We start from the raw sequence: 12,851 nt of genomic DNA on the forward strand, positions 1-12,851 counted from the left end.
GCGCCAGCGGAACGGAGTGAACCGGCTCGTACCGCCCCTGCCGGAACGGTGATGGCGCGTGGGTCATCGGGTGGGGGTTGGGTGGGGTGGTCGGCGGGCGCAGCGGCGGCGGTCTAGTTCGGCCATGATGTCGGCCATGCGGGCGCGCATGCGGGCGGCCTGGGTCGTCAGCTGCGACAGCTCCTCGACGAGCTCCGCGTCACCGATGAGCCCCAGCTCCGATTTCGTCACGGTGTGCACCTCCTGCTCCTCCCCCGGGCGGACCCGAGCCCGGTGTTCTCGAATCCATGTTCGACCGTACCGGGTGCCGCCGACATTAATCGCGCGCCCCCGCCGGTTGATCTCTTGCTCGGCTGGGCATTTCTTTACCCACATGGTCCGTCCGGTCCCGCGCTCACCGTGCGCCCCAGGCGCGGGGGCCATCAGCTGACGAGGAGGAGTCCATGCCACAGGAGGCGACCGGCTCGCGGCCGTCCGCCGCCCGCGCGCAGGCCGAGTCACAGCCGCACCGGATGCAGGACGTGCTCGCTCTGGCGTCCGTCACCGTCGGGCTCGCGGCCCTGGTCCTCGGGTGGATCCCGGAAACTCACTTCTTCGGCGCGGTGCTGGGCACGATCGGGCTGCCGCTGGCCCTGTACTCCCAGATGGTGTCGGCGACGACGAACGAGCGCTGGCTGAACGTGATCGGGATGATCGCCGCGTTCATCGGCGCCGGGTTCGCGCTGAGCAACGGCGGGTTCTCCCTCTGACCGCGGAGCCCGCCCGCGCTGTCGTGGTGCGCGGCTAGGCTCGTGGGCATGCGCATCGGAGCCCATGTCGACCAGAACAACCCGCTCGACAACGCCCGCGCGGTCGGCGCCGACGTCGTCCAGTTCTTCCTGGGCGATCCGCAGGGGTGGAAGAAGCCCGTCCTGCCGGAGGGCGTCGAGGCGCTGGCGGGTTCCGGCGTGGACGTCTACGTGCACGCTCCGTACACGATCAATGTGGCCACGTCCAACAACCGGATCCGGATCCCGAGCCGCAAGAACCTCACGCAGCAGCTGGAGGCGGCGGCCTCCATCAGCGCGAAGGCGTTGATCGTGCACGGCGGGCACGTCCTGAAGGACGACGACCCGGAGACCGGCTTCGAGAACTGGCGCAAGGTGTTCGAGCGCGTCGAGTGTCCGATTCCGGTCTACATCGAGAACACCGCGGGCGGCGGCAACGCCATGGCGCGCAAGTTCGACCGGATCGCCCGGTTGTGGGAGGTGCTGTCCGGCGTTCCGGGGCTGGACGGCAAGATCGGTTTCTGTCTCGACACGTGCCACGCGCACGCGGCGGGGGAGGAGCTCGTCGACGCCGTCGACCGGATCAAGGCCATAACCGGCCGCATCGACCTGGTGCACTGCAACGACAGCCGGGACGCGTTCGGGTCGGGCGCCGACCGGCACGCCAACCTCGGCAGCGGGAGCATCGATCCCGAGCTGATCCTCGGTGTCGTCCGGGCGGCGAACGCCCCGGTCGTGGTGGAGACGCCGGCGGCGGGCCAGTCCGACGACATCGCGTGGCTGCGGTCGAAGATCTGACGCGGCCGCCGGATGGATCTTCGCCCAGGGTGGGGAACCACCGTGCCGCGCACGGCATCTAACGGGTCGTGACGGAAACCGCGTAGGTCAAGCCGGACGACAAAATCCGAAGGTCACGTCACACTGGCATAATCCGGAACCCAGCCCTCAGCGCACGCGTGTCCACTCTGGCGGCGGGCGCGCAGACCGATCGGGATGCTCATGGCACAGCCCCCTTACGACCCCTACGGCTATGGAGCGCAGGACCCCTACGCCCAGTCCTACTCACAGCAGCCCGCGGTCCAGCACCACTACTACGGGTCGTCGGTGCCGGCCACCGCGCCGACCAACGGGATGGCGACCGCGTCGCTGGTGTGCGGGCTCATCGGCTTCTTCGCCTGCGGTCTGACGTCGATCCTCGCGGTCATCTTCGGGCACATCTCGCTGAACCAGATCAAGCGGACGCGCGAGGGCGGCCACGGCATGGCCGTCGCCGGACTCGTCCTCGGCTACATCGTGTCCGCGGGATGGATCATCTTCTGGATCTTCTACATCGGCCTGTGGGCGATGATCGTGGGCAGCGGCGCCGCGACCAGCAGCACGTACTGACCGTTCAGGCGAGCCGGGGAACGCCCGCCACCTCCACGCCGACGCTCGACATCAGCACGGTCATGGGGGTGGGGGTGTCCCGCCAGGCCTTCACCGCTCCGGCGAAGACGTCCAGGACGGCGCGCAGCGACGCCGGGTCCGTGTCGGCCAGTTCGGCCCACGACTCGTACAGCACCATGTAGCCGTGCTTGGCCGGCGTCCAGGACAGGTCCTTGAGGTACTCGCCGAGGTCGTCCCAGCCGGTTCCCGCCCCTTCGGGCAGCTCGAAAGCGCCGCCGCACAGGCGCAGGAACGACTCCTCCGTCCGCGCGCGGCGTCCGTCGAGGTAGAAGCCGCGCCAGCCGGCCTCCTCGGCCCTGCCGATCCAGCTCGTGTCGCCGACCGCGCCCGGCACCGGCGGCGTCCGCCACTGGTAGACGCCCGGCTCCAGCCGTCCCGCGAGCAGCTCGGTCAGTGCTTGGTTCGCGTCCACGTCATCTCCCGGCAGTGTCGTGCGTTCCTGCGGCGCGCGGGGTCCGGGTCGACCCGCCCGCGGCGATCATTTCCCGGACATCCGCCGCAAAATCCCCCAACATGGGCACGTTCCGGCCACGGCCGCCGGAGCGCCCGGCGATCGCCGCACGGGCACCCGACGCGGTCCCGCCCATGACGCGCTGAGCGGCGCCGATTTCCCGACCTTGACAGCGTCTCTCGTCGTTCCGTATTCTCTCGATTCAAGAGATGCTCAATTTCAGAGTAACTCTCGGAGCGAGGTAGTTGCCCGATTCCGGAAGGAACACAGAGATGAACACCACGCCCACCGCCACCCGCGTCCAGGCCCACTACGAGACCGTCAGGAAGCTCGGCCATTGGACGGACGACCGCCGCTTCGAGGTGCGCGCCCGCCGCGGCATGGTCGTCCTCGACCTGCGGTCCCCGCGCATCCCGGACGGCGACATCGAGGTCGAGGTCGGCCTCGACCACGCGATGGTGAAGCTGCTCGTCCCGCAGGACGCCCGCATCGACCACTGGGACCTGCGCTACACCGGCCGCGGCCGGGTCAAGGACTGGACCGGCGAGAACGGCGGCGGCCGGACGGTCCGCGTCACCGGCGAGATCCGGCACGGGGAGATCCGCGTCCACCGCGGCGGGGTCGCCACCCTGTCCGCGATGTTCTCGCGCGAGTTCGTCCAGGACGTCCGCCGCGCCCGGCGCGAAGGCACCACCCCGACGGTCGCCGACCCCGCCTACGACGGCTGACCCCGCACCCCCGGAGGCCCGTCCCGGCGATCCTGCCGGACGGGCCTCCGCCATGCGTCTCCCGCGCGCGCTTCCGCGGGCATGATGAATCCGGGTTTGAGTCTCCAGTGGCTGGAGGCCCCAGGGTGAGGGGCATGGAAGGCGACACCGTGTACACGATCGGGGAGCTGGCGCGGCGCACCGGGCTTTCGGTGCGGACGATCCGGTTCTACTCCGACGCGGGTGTCCTGCCGCCCACCCGCCGCACCGACGCCGGCTACCGGCTCTACGACGCGGACGCCGCCGCGCGCCTCGACCTCGTGCGGACGCTGCGCGACCTCGGCGTCGACCTCGGCACCGTCCGGCGGGTGCTGGACCGCGAGGTCGGCGTCGGGGAGGTCGCGGCGGCGCACGCGGAGGCGCTGGACGTGCAGATCCGCACGCTCCGGCTGCGCCGGGCCGTGCTGCGGGCGGTGGCGAAACGCGGATCGAACCCTGAGGAGATCGAACTCATGCACAAGCTCGCCCGGCTGTCCGACGAGGAGCGGCGGCGCATCATCACCGACTTCATCGACGAGTCGTTCGCCGGTCTCGACGTCCACCCCGGCTTCGCGGAGAAGATGCGGGCCGCCCTGCCGGACCTGCCGGACGACCCCGAGCCCGAGCAGGTCGACGCCTGGGTGGAGCTGGCCGAACTGGTCGGCGACCCCGGTTTCCGGGCGTCGGTGCGGCGGATGGCCGAGTTCCAGGCCGCCGAGATGGGACGGCAGACCGTCCCGGACGACCCGCGACGCCTCGCCGACCTGACGGTGGAGAAGGCCGGGCAGGCCCTCGCCGACGGGATCGCGCCCGACGCGGACGAGGCCCGCCCCATCGTGGACGAGCTGGCCCGCGCCTACGCCGACGCGTCCGGCGCGACCGACGACGCCGCCTTCCACCGCGAGCTGCTGGCCCGCATGGAGATCGGCAACGACCGGCGGGCGGAGCGGTACTGGCAGCTGCTCGCCGTGATCAACGGCTGGCCCGTCCCGCCGACGCTGACGCCGGCGTTCGAGTGGTTCATCGAGGCGCTGCGCGCCTGAGTCAGGGTGTCACCGGGACGCGGGCGTGGTGGGCACCGCGCCAGCGTCCCAGCGACACCAGGTCGACCGCCCCGTCGAGGACGCCGCCGGCGGGATCGTCCACGCCGTCCGCCCGGACGGCGTCACCGGACGGGCGCAGGATGTCCCACACCACCAGCGCCGCCATCAGGAGCACGGTGGTGAACCGGGCGAGCAGCGCCAGCGAGTAGACGTCCTGGCTGATGCCGCCCTCCGGCGCGTCCAGGCTCAGCACCGCCGACATCGTCCCGGCCAGGTCGGCGCCCGGCGTCTGCCCGGACACCGAGAGCAGGAACCACCAGATGCCGAAGAAGTAGGCGATCTCGCCGAGCTGCCAGACGACGAACGCGGGCAGCTTCGGCCGCGCCAGCACCGCCAGCGGCAGCAGCCACAGCACGTACTGCGGCGACCAGACCTTGTTCGGCAGCATGAACGCGACGAGCACGAGGAACATCAGCTGCGGCACGCGCGGCCGGCGCGGCGCGGTCAGGGCGAGGACGGCGATCCCGGCGGCGAGGACGAGGAACGTTCCCGTCCCGAGGAGGTTGAGCAGGTCGGTGTCGGTCGCGGGCTTCTCCAGCCCGTGGTTCTGGAGGACGAAGAAGATCGAGCCCCAGTCGATGCCGCGTCCCTGGCTGAAGGTGTAGAACTCCTTCCAGCCGTCCCACGCGAAGAGCATCACGGGGAGGTTGGCGGCGAGCCAGCCGGCGGCGGTGCCGGCGAGCATCCGTCCCATGGGGCGCCACTGCCCCGCCCTGACGCACAGCAGCACGAGCGGGCCGAGGAACAGCAGCGGGTAGAACTTCGCCGCGATAGCCAGCCCCAGCAGGCCCCCGGCGAGGGCGGGGCGGCGCGCCGACCACGCGGCCAGCGCCAGCGCCGACAGCGCCACCGCGAGCAGGTCCCAGTTGATGTACGCGGTGAGGAGCAGCGCGGGGGACAGCGCCACCATCAGCCCGGTGCGCAGCGAGCGCCGTCCGGCGACGTAGGCGGTGGCGAGGACGGCGACGACCGCGAGGACGGCGAGGAGGAGGACGGTGACGTTGAAGAACGCCATCCCGCGCCCGTCCGCGCCGAACGGCTTCACCAGCCACGCGGCCAGCTGCATGAAGCCGCCGCTCAGCACCGGGTACTCGACGTAGCGGATGTCGGAGCCGGTGAACGTGTCGAAGTACGGGATCTTCCCGTCGGCGAGCCCGCGCACGTAGTAGAGCGGATAGATGTCGGTGTAGCAGGCGTTCTCCGTCGTCTTCAGGAAGTCGAACCGCACCGACGCGCACGGCTGTTTCTGCAGCCGGCCGAGCAGGCAGACCAGGACGGTGAGGCCCGCCAGCACCGGGACGAGCCGTTTCAGCCGACCCGGTCCCTCCGCCGGGTCGCCGTCGGCGGACATCGCGACCCTTTCGGTAGACGACGACATGGACAGCAAGACTATTGGTCCCGCCCCGGGGGCGATCAACACGGACCGGTCTCCGTGATCGAAAACGGGGCGGCCCGGAGCCGTCGAAGGCTCCGGGCCGTCCCGTCGACGCCGCGGCTAGGTGCCGTTCTGGTTGTCGTTCTCGTTCCGGCAGGCCGGGTGGTTCTGATGCTCGGGTTTCGCGCACCACCAGGACTTGTCACCGTTGGGGGGAAGGTCCGGGTTGCAGTTGAGCGGCATGTTGTACTCGGCCTCGGTGCACGGCCGACCCTGACCGCCGGGCGGGTTGATCGTCGGCGTGCTCGACGGTCCCGGCTGCGGCGACTCGCAGCCCTGGCCCGGCTGCTGGCCCGGCTGCTGGCCCTGCTGTTGACCCGGCTGGCAGGTCGGCGTGTTGGACGGCGTCGGCGTCGGCGACGTGGTCGGCTGCGGCCGCGCCTTCGCCCAGGGGGCGATCTCGCCGCCGTTGACCGGCGGCGGGAACTGGGTGATGTCCTTGCCCTCCAGCGCCTTCAGCATGAAGGTCTTGAACAGCTCGGCCGGGACCGTACCACCGTAGACCTGGTTGTAGCCGCCGACACCGATCAGCGACTTGCGCTGCTGGTTCTTGTCCTCGCGCCACATGGCCACCGACGTCGACAGCTCCGGCGTGTAGCCGACGAACCAGGCCGACTTGTTCTCGTCCGTCGTACCGGTCTTACCGGCGACCGGACGGGAGCCGAGGCTCGCGCGGGTACCCGTACCGGACTGGACGACCGCCTGCATCGCGGACGTGGCGTCCGCCGCGACGCCCTCGGAGAACGCCTGCGTGACCTTTTTGCCCCAGGGGTTCTTGTTCACGACCTTGTGGGTCTTGCTGCTCACGATCGGCTGGCCGTCGCTCCGCCTGATCTCCTCGATGACATGGGCGTCGCGGTGCTTCCCGCCCGCCGCGAAGGTCGAGTAGACCGACGCCATCGTGACCGGGGTGGTGTCGATGACGCCGAGCGGCAGGGACGTGATGTCGTCCTTGAGGCTCGGGGTGCTGGCGGGGATGCCCATCTTCTTGGCCATCTCCACGACGTTGCCCAGCTCCACCTTCTGCCCGAGCTCGACGTACGCCGTGTTGATCGACATCGCCGTCATCTGCTTGAGGTTGTAGACGCCGTTCTCGTGGCGGGCGTCGTTGGTGAAGGTCGCGCCGGCGATGTTCCGCTTGTAGCTGCCGTCCATCGTCGTCTTCAGGCTGATGCCCTGGTCGAGCGCCGTGGCGAGCACGATCGGCTTGAACGACGAGCCCGGCTGCACCCGGCCCTGGAAGGAGTTGTCGAACTGCGACTTCTTGTAGTTGGGACCGCCGTAGGCGGCCACCACCCCACCGGTCGCCGGGTTGACCGCCGCGAGCCCGAACTTGATGTCGTTGCCGAGGCGGTTCTCCTTCTTGATCTGCGCGACGGCCCGGTTGGTGTACTGCTGCAGCCGCTTGTCGAACGTGGTCTTGATCTGCAGGCCGCCCTGGTCCAGCATCCGCTGGTCGATGCCGAGCGCGTTGAGCTCGGCGATCACGCGGTCCTGGAGGTAGCCGACGTTGGGGTCGTCCGGGGCGTCGCTCCAGTCCTCCTGCGTCAGCGGGAACTTCGCCGCCGCGCGCTTGGACTGGTCGAGCCAGCCCTCCTTCACCATCCCGTCGAGGACGTAGTTCCAGCGGTCGACCAGCGCCTTCTTGGCCGGGTGCGACTCCGGGCCGCGGGTGCGGAAGTAGTAGGGCTGCTGGATCATCGCGGCGAGCATCGCCGCTTCCGACTCGTTGATCTTGTTGACGGGCTTGCGGAAGTACGCGCGGGACGCCGCCTGGATGCCGTACGAGTGGCGCCCGAACGCGACGGTGTTGAGGTACAGCTCCAGGACTTCGCTCTTCTCCATCTCCTTGCCCATGCGGATGGAGATGAAGATCTCTTTGATCTTGCGGCTGGCCGTACGGTCCTGGCTGAGGTTCGCCCAGTAGTTCCGGGCCAGCTGCTGGGTGATCGTCGAGGCGCCCGCGACGCCGCCGCCGGTCCCGGCCCGGTACAGCGCGCCCGCGATACCGGCCGGGGAGATGCCGGGCTCGTGCCAGAAGCCGCGGTCCTCGGCCGCGAGCACCGCGTCCTGGACGAACTTCGGGATCTCCTTGAGCGGGACGGGATCGCGGTGGGTGCCGATCCGGGCGAGCGTCGACCCGTCGCTGTAGGTGATCCGCGACTCCTTCTGCAGCGCGGCCTGCTGCGCCTGCGTCGGGAGCGGGGTGTTGGCGTACGCGACCACGGTGAGCGTGGCCATGCCGAGGATCATCACGCTGATGACGGCGACCACGATCTTCCAGTTCGTGACGTACCGCCGCCAGCCGGTCTTGGCCTCGCCGTCGGCCCGCTTCTTCCTCTTGAGGCCTCTCCGTCCGCCGTCGTCCCCGCCCCAGAAACCGTCGTCCCCGCCGCCGCCACCGCCGCCGGGCCCGCCGGGCCCACCGGGGCCTCCAGGGCCTCCAGGGCCGCCGGGGCCGTTGCGCTTGACGGGACGGCCCGCGCCGCCGGAACGCATCGCCGCGGGCGCACCGCGGCGGCGGGCGCCGCCGCCGGGGGCACCGGCCCGCGCGGGGCCGCCGCGCCCGCCCGGCCTGCCGCCGGGGCGCGCCGGCGTGCGGCCGGGGGTCGGCGAGCCCGCCGGCCCGCCGCGCTGCCCGCCCGCGGGCGCGCCGGATGAGCCGGGGCGGGGGGCGCCCCTCCGGCCGGGGCTCTCTCCGTAGTCCGGTCCGTATCGGCTTGGGTTACTCACGCGGCCTCATCAACTGGGGGACGGCTGTGCGTCGTCCGAGCGTACTGTGCCCCCGGAGCCGCGGGGGGCGATGAGGCGAGGCTCGCCTCCCCCAGAGCGGACGGACGCACACGGTCATGACCGCTGGCGTGCGGCAATTCACGAAGATGCTTCATGTCACACCCCCAATCTCCACTGGACGGTTCGGCTCGGGAGGGTCCGCCGGTTCATTCCGGCGGTCTCGACAGCAGGGACAGCGGGCGCAGACTCTCGGTCTCGGCCTCGCGGCCGCCCCGCCTGTTCCGGCAGGCGGGGTCGCCCTGGTGCATCTGGCACCACCACCGCGGCGGCGGGTTGCTCGGCGGCTTGTTCGGGTCGCAGTTGCCGTTCTGGAACGGCGACTGGCAGGGCGGCAGGTTGCCGCCGCCGGGACCGCCCGGACCGCCGCCGTTGCCGTTGCCGCCCTGGCAGCGCGGATCGAACCGGCCGATCGGGCTGTCGCACCACGGCGGCCGCTTGTCCTTCTTCTTCTCCGGCGGCTTCGCCCACTTCTGGACGATCCCGCCCCACACCGGCGGCGGGAACGCCTGAGGCTCCATGCCCTGCACGGCGTTCGCCATGTAGGACCGCCAGATGCGGGCGGGGATCGTGCCGCCCTCCACCTCGCCGATCCCCGGCAGGATCACCGACTTCTTCTTCCCGTCCGGCCCCACCGAGTCGTTGAAGATCGTCACCGCCGTCGAGACCTGCGGGACGTACCCGACGAACCACGACGAGACGTTCCGGTCGGTCGTGCCGGTCTTGCCCGCGGCCTGGCGCCCGTCCGGCAGCGCCGCCGCCGTCGCGGTACCGCCCCGGATGACCTGCTGCATCGCGTACGTCGCGTCCGCGGCGACCTTCGGGCTGAAGACGCGGCGCTTCTCGTAGTTCGGCTTCAGCCGGACCGTCTTGTTGTCGGACGCCTTCACCGTGCGGATCACGTGCGGCTGGTGGTACACGCCGCCGTTGGCGAACACCGCGTACCCCGCCGCCTGCTCGACCGGGCGGATGTTGTTGACGCCGAGCGCCAGGTTCAGGCAGCACGCGTGCGGCTTCAGCAGTTCGGACTCGATGCCGGCGTCGGTCTCGGTCTTGATGACCTCCTCGATGCCCACCTTGCCCATCAGCTGGATGAACGCGGTGTTCACCGAGTCCTGCGTCGCCTTGACCAGGTTGATCGCCGGGCCCACGTCATGGCTGTTCGGGACGATCACCGCGTTCGGGTCGTCCTTCGACACCACGTTGCCCTCCGGGCCGATCGGTGTCTTCGACCGTCCCTCCACGAGACTCTTCAGGCTGTAGTTCTGCTTCAGCGCCGTCGCGAGGACGTACGGCTTCATCGCCGACCCCGCCTGCGCCGAGCCCTGCCACACGTTGTTGAAGGACTGGTCCAGGTAGTCGGGACCGCCGTAGAACGCGACGACCTCCCCGTTCGCGGTGTTCACCGAGATCAGGCCGACGCGGATCTTCTTCTTCGCCAGCTTCTTCGGGTTCACCTGGGGGACCGTGCGCTCGGCCGCCCGCTTGGCCATCGCCATCTTCTTGCGGTCGAACGTCGTGTAGACGCGCAGGCCCTTGGTCGTCAGCTCCTTGTCGGCGATCTTCAGCCGGCGGAGCTCCTCCTTGGCCCGCATCAGCATGTAGCCGCGCTGGCCGCCGTAGAGCTGGTCGCTGGTGCCGGCCTTATTGATCTTCGGCAGGCGCTGCATGTACTTGGCGGCCTCGGCCTGGCTGAGCTTGCCCATCGAGACCATGCCCTTGAGCGTGTACTGGTACCTCGCGGTCGTCCACGCCTGGTTGGCCTTGTCGCCCGGGTCCCGGTTCGGGTTCTGGATGATGCCGCCGAGGAGCGCCGCCTGGTCCGGCCGGAGCCTCCACACGTCCGTCCCGAAGTACTCGCGGGACGCCGCCTGGATGCCGTAGGTGTCGCGGCCGAAGTAGATCGTGTTCAGGTAGAGCTTGAGGATCTCGTCCTTGGAGTGCTCGTCCTCCAGCTTCAGCGAGATGAACAGCTCCTTGAACTTCCGGCTGACCGTCCGGTTGTTCGGGTCGGAGTAGTAGTTCTTCGCGAGCTGCTGGGTGATCGTGGACCCGCCGCCCGACCCGCCGGTCAGGTTGTCCCACACCGCCCGCGTCGTGCCCTTCATCGAGAACCCGGGGTCGGTGCGGAAGCTCCGGTTCTCCGCCGCGAGCACCGCGTTCTGGACGTGCGGCGGCACCTTGCTCAGCTCGACGCTCTGCCGCTTCTTGCCGATCCGGCCGATCTCGACGCCGTCGGTGAAGTAGAAGATGGACGCCTGGTCCTCGACGCCCGCGACCGTCGGCTCCTTGGGCGTCGGCGTGTTCGCGTACGCCACCCAGATCAGCGTGACGAACGCCGCGATGCCGAGCCCGGAGACCCCGGCCACGATCTTCCAGGACGGGATGAACCGCCGCCACCCCGTCTCGCGGGACCGGAGATGCCCGAGGAACCCCTTCTTCCCGGGCGGCCCCTGCGGACCGGGCCCGCCCGGCCCGCCAGGTCCCCCGGGCCCGCCAGGTCCCCCGGGCCCGCCAGGTCCCCCGGGCCCGCCAGGTCCCCCGGGCCCGCCGGGCCCTGCGGGTCCGCCGGGGCCTCCGGGGCCGGTCGACCGGTTGGCCGCGCGCACCCCACCACCGCGGAACTTCGCGGTCACCTTCGAACCGAGGTCCTGCCCGATCTTCCCGAGCTCGCCGAGCTTCTCCTTCACCCCGGGCTTCGGCGCGGGACCGAACCCCGCCGGGGCGCCCATCCCGGGCCCGGCCATACCTCCGCCCGGCGCACCGAACGCCCCGGGCCCGCCTGGCCCACCAGGTCCACCCGGTCCACCCGGTCCACCCGGAACGCCCGGAACGCCCCCCATGCCAAGGCCGTTAGGCGTCCCCGAGTTACCCGGCCCGCCGGGCGCGTTGCCCATCCGGGGCCCGTTCGAAGGCACAAGCGCCCCAGAACCGCTGGGGCCAGAGGGAGCGGCCTCACCCGGCCCGACCCGCGGCCCTTGACCGCCAGGCGCACCGCCGCCGGGACCACTCTGAGCACCGAACGGACCACCGAAAGCACCTTGATCAGGCACCCCGCCGGGCGGACCGGCCAGCGGCTCCCGTCCACCGATCGGCCCCGAGTTCCCAGGACCGCCAAGAGCACCTTGGTCACCGCCGCCAAGCGGACCCTGGCCACCCGGGGCACCACCCGCACCCGGACCACCGAATCCGCCCTGTTCAGCCGCGCCACCAGGCGGGGCGCCCAGCGGATCGCCGCTCATCGGGCCGGAGCCACCGGGACCGCCCAGCGGACCTTGACCGCCTGCGGCAGGACCGGCGCTCGGACCGCCGAACGCACCCTGATCGGCCACGCCACCGAGCGGGGCGCCTAGCGGATCCTGGCCGCCCATCGGGCCTGAGCCACTCGGGCCGCCGAACCCACCTTGGTCACCGGGGCCACCGAGCGGCCCCTGGCCGCCCGCGGCGTTGCCTGCGCCCGAACCGCCGAACGCACCCTGATCAGCCGGGCCGCCGAGCGGGCCGGCCAGCGGGTCGTGGCCGCCGGCGCTCGGGCCGCCGAGCGGGGGGTCCTGGGGGCCTGGGGTGCCCATCGGGCCCGGGTCGGCGGGCGGGGGCTGCGCCGCGTGGCGGCCCCTGGACGGCGGGGACGGGAGCGCGGGATTGGGCGCGGTGCCGCCGAGCGGCCCCGGCGACGCGGCGGGGCCGGAGGAGCCGGCCATGAAGCCGGGGCTCTCCGACGGGCCGGGCGGGCCGGGGTTCTGGGGCATGCCGGACGGACCCGCCGGGTTCGACCCGGCGGGCTCACGGTGGGCACCCGGAAGGCCGGATTCGCCGGAGTCGCCGGGACGGGGGTTCTGCTGCCCGCCCGGCCTCTGCGACCCGGGTTCCGGTCGGGGCTGGCTTGGATTACTCACGCGACCTCATCAACAGGGGACAACGGGTGTTGCCGAGGGCCGGGGGTGGCTCCCCGGCCTTGTTGCGACTCGTGCGCCGTCCGAAGAGTACTGTGCGGGCTGGTGAGCGGGGGGAGCGCGTGCACGGCGAAGGTACGTTTCGGCCGGTCAACGCCCCCGGAGTAGGCGGATCCTCCTTACTCGTCTCTCGCTCGGGGCTCGGGTCCCCGTTCCTGAG

At 71.2% G+C, this 12,851-nt stretch carries 11 protein-coding genes; 6 read left to right on the forward strand and 5 right to left on the reverse strand.

Annotated elements, in window-relative coordinates:
- Positions 1 to 63: 63 nt before the first annotated feature.
- A complete protein-coding gene (locus BM339_RS50510; protein ID WP_177287937.1) occupies positions 64 to 231 on the reverse strand; it encodes a hypothetical protein in 168 nt (55 codons plus the stop codon).
- A 212-nt stretch (positions 232 to 443) separates the two neighbouring features.
- Here BM339_RS50510 and BM339_RS45990 point away from each other — a divergent pair, with 212 nt between their 5' ends.
- The 3 genes from BM339_RS45990 (at position 444) to BM339_RS46000 (ending at position 2,153) form a co-directional block, all read left to right on the forward strand.
- Positions 444 to 749 carry a hypothetical protein gene (locus tag BM339_RS45990; protein WP_021595781.1) on the forward strand — a complete coding sequence of 102 codons (306 nt, stop codon included), beginning with the start codon at positions 444 to 446 and terminating at the stop codon, positions 747 to 749.
- A 48-nt stretch (positions 750 to 797) separates the two neighbouring features.
- Entirely contained in the window at positions 798 to 1,565 is a 768-nt protein-coding gene (locus BM339_RS45995) for a deoxyribonuclease IV (RefSeq protein WP_075024957.1), read from the forward strand.
- A gap of 201 nt (positions 1,566 to 1,766) precedes the next feature.
- On the forward strand, positions 1,767 to 2,153 hold the full coding sequence (locus BM339_RS46000) for a DUF4190 domain-containing protein (RefSeq protein WP_033334204.1): 387 nt from the start codon (positions 1,767 to 1,769) through the stop codon (positions 2,151 to 2,153).
- Positions 2,154 to 2,157: 4 nt separating this feature from the next.
- Here the strand turns inward: BM339_RS46000 and BM339_RS46005 are convergent, their stop codons facing one another.
- Positions 2,158 to 2,625, reverse strand: a complete 468-nt coding sequence (locus BM339_RS46005; RefSeq protein WP_075024945.1) for a barstar family protein — start codon at positions 2,623 to 2,625, stop codon at positions 2,158 to 2,160.
- Between the two features lie 311 nt (positions 2,626 to 2,936).
- Here BM339_RS46005 and BM339_RS46010 point away from each other — a divergent pair, with 311 nt between their 5' ends.
- Positions 2,937 to 3,392: a hypothetical protein gene (locus tag BM339_RS46010; RefSeq protein ID WP_075024946.1), complete on the forward strand. Its 456-nt coding sequence runs from the start codon at positions 2,937 to 2,939 to the stop codon at positions 3,390 to 3,392.
- Positions 3,393 to 3,526: 134 nt separating this feature from the next.
- Complete coding sequence (locus tag BM339_RS46015; protein WP_075024947.1) at positions 3,527 to 4,453, forward strand: MerR family transcriptional regulator; 927 nt, start codon at positions 3,527 to 3,529, stop codon at positions 4,451 to 4,453.
- Position 4,454: 1 nt separating this feature from the next.
- Here the strand turns inward: BM339_RS46015 and BM339_RS46020 are convergent, their stop codons facing one another.
- The 3 genes from BM339_RS46020 to BM339_RS46030 form a co-directional block, all read right to left on the reverse strand.
- Positions 4,455 to 5,891 carry a glycosyltransferase family 87 protein gene (locus BM339_RS46020; protein ID WP_244938806.1) on the reverse strand — a complete coding sequence of 479 codons (1,437 nt, stop codon included), beginning with the start codon at positions 5,889 to 5,891 and terminating at the stop codon, positions 4,455 to 4,457.
- Between the two features lie 117 nt (positions 5,892 to 6,008).
- Positions 6,009 to 8,681, reverse strand: a complete 2,673-nt coding sequence (locus BM339_RS46025; RefSeq protein ID WP_256255869.1) for a transglycosylase domain-containing protein — start codon at positions 8,679 to 8,681, stop codon at positions 6,009 to 6,011.
- 206 nt (positions 8,682 to 8,887) lie between these two features.
- On the reverse strand, positions 8,888 to 11,485 hold the full coding sequence (locus BM339_RS46030; protein WP_083598573.1) for a transglycosylase domain-containing protein: 2,598 nt from the start codon (positions 11,483 to 11,485) through the stop codon (positions 8,888 to 8,890).
- Between the two features lie 294 nt (positions 11,486 to 11,779).
- On the opposite strand from BM339_RS46030, the gene BM339_RS46040 reads away from it, so the two are divergent.
- Positions 11,780 to 12,091: a hypothetical protein gene (locus BM339_RS46040; protein WP_143118866.1), complete on the forward strand. Its 312-nt coding sequence runs from the start codon at positions 11,780 to 11,782 to the stop codon at positions 12,089 to 12,091.
- The last annotated feature ends 760 nt before the right edge of the window (positions 12,092 to 12,851 follow it).

This window comes from Actinomadura madurae, assembly GCF_900115095.1.
Lineage (GTDB): Bacteria > Actinomycetota > Actinomycetes > Streptosporangiales > Streptosporangiaceae > Spirillospora > Spirillospora madurae.

Coding starts and splice junctions, on each gene's coding strand:
- BM339_RS46010 (WP_075024946.1), top strand. CDS start 2,937: ATGAACACCACGCCCACCGCCACCCGCGTCCAGGCCCACTACGAGACC.
- BM339_RS46000 (WP_033334204.1), top strand. CDS start 1,767: ATGGCACAGCCCCCTTACGACCCCTACGGCTATGGAGCGCAGGACCCC.
- BM339_RS46015 (WP_075024947.1), top strand. CDS start 3,527: ATGGAAGGCGACACCGTGTACACGATCGGGGAGCTGGCGCGGCGCACC.
- BM339_RS46020 (WP_244938806.1), bottom strand. CDS start 5,891: ATGTCGTCGTCTACCGAAAGGGTCGCGATGTCCGCCGACGGCGACCCG.
- BM339_RS45995 (WP_075024957.1), top strand. CDS start 798: ATGCGCATCGGAGCCCATGTCGACCAGAACAACCCGCTCGACAACGCC.
- BM339_RS45990 (WP_021595781.1), top strand. CDS start 444: ATGCCACAGGAGGCGACCGGCTCGCGGCCGTCCGCCGCCCGCGCGCAG.
- BM339_RS46030 (WP_083598573.1), bottom strand. CDS start 11,485: ATGGCCGGGCCCGGGATGGGCGCCCCGGCGGGGTTCGGTCCCGCGCCG.